The following is a 2,785-nucleotide window of genomic DNA, read 5'->3' as shown; positions in this document are numbered from 1 at the left end:
ACTCCAACCAACGCACCAACCCCACCTGCACACTCACAATCGCCGGCTGCGCATACCCCGTACGATCCAACCGACCACCACCACCCACCTCACCGAACAACAACTCCCCCAACGGCACATCCACATGCCCCGCCAACACATCCGCACACTCGTCCAACGCCGCCCGGAACACCGGCTCCACCCCGTACAACCCACGCCCCATACCCACATACTGCGAACCCTGCCCCGTGAACATGAAGGCGGTGGGCGCGGGAGTACCACCCCGTCGGGACGCGGGGATCCGGCCTGCGGCGACGTCGCGCAAACCGGCTGCGAGTTCACGGGCGTCGCCACCGTGCACGACGGCGCGCAGACGGTGGGCGGCGCGGCCAGTGTTGGCGGTGAACGCGAAGTCCGTGAGCTGTTCGTCGGATGTGTCGGTCAAGGCTTCGGCGTACGTGTCGGCGAGGGTTCGCAGCGCGGTCTCGTCCGCCGCACTGACACGCACCACATACGAGTCCTGCGCGCGCGCCTCCCGCACCTCCGACACAGGCGGCTCTTCCACAATCACATGCGCGTTCACACCGCCCATGCCGAAGGCACTCACCGCGGCCCGCCTGGGGGTCCCGTTCCTCGGCCACTCCACCGCGCGATCAGCCAGATAGAACGGCGTCTCCTCAAACCGGATGTGATCGTTGGGCCGCACCACATGCAACGACGGCGGAACCATCTCGTGCTCCATCGCCAGCAACACCTTCACCAACCCGGCCAGACCGGCCGCCGGCTCCAGATGGCCCACGTTCCCCTTCAGCGAACCGATCGCACAGAACTGCGACCTGTCCGTCACCCCACGCCACGCACGAGTCAGACCATCTACCTCGATCGGATCACCCAGACTCGTACCCGTCCCATGAGCCTCCACCAGCCCGATCGACTCCACCGACACCCCCGCATCCCCCAACGCGGCTGAAATGACAGCCGCTTGGGCCCGTGGGCTGGGTGCGGAGTAGCGGGTGGTGCGTCCGCCGTGGTTGACGGCGGCTCCCTTGACGACACCCCGGATCCGGTCGCCGTCACGCCGGGCGTCGTCGTACCGCCGCAACACCACCGCCACCGCTCCCTCACCCGGGACGAATCCGTCGGCCGTGCTGTCGAACGCCCGGCTGCGGTGCCGGGGCGACAGGGCCATCAGGTCCCCCATCGACCGGAAGTACTCCGGGCTGATCCCGGCGTGCACGGCCCCGATGACCGCCGTGTCGATGTCGCCGGTACGCAGGTGCTGGAGCGCCGAGTGGATGGCGACCAGGGACGACGAGCAGAGGGTGTTGACCAGTCCGCTCGGTCCCTGCCAGTCCATCAGGTAGGACAGCCTGTTCGCGATCATCGCCTCAAGTCCGAGGCCACGCCCGTCGGGTACGCCGTGGCGTACCCGCTCCTCGTGGTAGTGGTCGTGGCTGTACGCGATCCACAGCCCCGTCTTCCCGCTGTCGGCCCGGCCGCCGATCCGGCCGCCGTCCTCCAGTGCCTCCCAGATCGTCTCGTACACGATCCGCGCCTGCGGGTCGATCAGCGGAGCTTCACGCGCCGAGATCCGGAAGGGCGCCGGGTCGAACTCGTCCACGCTTTCGAGGAACGAGGCGTACGGGACCGGCCCCGCCGCCTGGTCCCAACGGCCCTCAGGCAGCGGGCGGACGGTGTCCCGGCCCTCGGCGAGCAGCTCGGCGAAGGCCGTCAGGTTGCCGGCGGTGGGCAACTTGACCGCCGCTCCCACGACGGCGACGTCGCGCGGGCGCGCTGCCGGAGCGGGCTCGGGTGGCCCTGCCAGGGGCTGAGCCGCCGGCTCGGGTTGTGGTCGTCGTGGCGTGACCGTTGCTCGCGCGACGGGTACGGGGGCTTCCGCCGCAGCCGGGGCGGGCTCGGCCGCCGGGGCGGCCAGTGAGGCGACGAGTTCCGGTGCCTCTTCCACCAGGAAGTCGGCGAACTGCCGGGGCGTCGGGTACTCGAAGAAGACGGTCGGGTAGAGGGACAGACCGTGCTCCTGGGAGATGCGCTCGCTCAGCGCCACCAGGCCCACCGAGTCGAACCCGGCGGACAGGAACTCCGTATCGGCCTGCTCCTCCGAGGTGCCGGTCAGCGCGAGGAACCAGGCGAGCGCCCGCGCGGACGGGGAGGCGGCGACCACCGGGGCCGTGGTGCGAGGGGCCGTGGTGCGAGGTGGCGTCGGCGCGGTCGAAGTCGGCTCGGGCGAAGTCGGCTCGGGCGGTGTGACCGGCACCGCGGGCTCGGGCGTCTCTCCCGCGCTGAACGCCTGGACAGGAACCCTCTTGGACGCCATGTCGCCGAAGACCAGGAGCGGCGTGCCCGCCTCGTCGGTCACCGTCTGGGTGACCCGGCAGGCTTCGTCGTTCCAGAAGGCGATCTCCGTCCGGACGTACGCGGCACCGTCCAGCGGTCCGAGGACATCCAGCCGGCCCACCGAGAGCGGGATGAACGCGGACGCGTCCGCCGCGCCGAACACCGGGTTGGCCGGGTCGATCGCCGCGACCGTCACGCTGTCCAGGAGTCCGGGGAACAGCCGCACGCCCTGCGGGTTCATCTCCCGCTGCCGTGCGCCCTCGATACGGGCGAGGGTGCCGCCGTCCGGCAGGCTCGACACCCAGGAGATGTTCCGGTAGTAGCGGCCGTGGTGGTAGCCGATCCGCCGCAGCCACCGGTAGAGGCCGGAGCCCGCGTGCACGGCGGAGCCGGCGCAGTCGGCCAGCAGGGTGGCCAGGGGGATCGGGAGCGCGGGCTCCGGCCTCTACCG

At 70.7% G+C, this 2,785-nt stretch carries 1 protein-coding gene; it reads right to left on the bottom strand.

Annotated features, from left to right (window positions below):
- The coding region (locus BHU15_RS37235; protein WP_255293312.1) for a type I polyketide synthase at positions 1-2,716 on the bottom strand (2,716 nt) is incomplete at its 3' end.
- Positions 2,717-2,785 lie beyond the last annotated feature (69 nt).

The sequence above is a fragment of the Streptomyces niveus genome, from assembly GCF_001723055.1.
Lineage (GTDB): Bacteria > Actinomycetota > Actinomycetes > Streptomycetales > Streptomycetaceae > Streptomyces > Streptomyces niveus.
The sequence above is the reverse complement of the archived record's forward strand: the minus strand, read 5'-3'. Positions and strand labels throughout refer to the sequence as shown.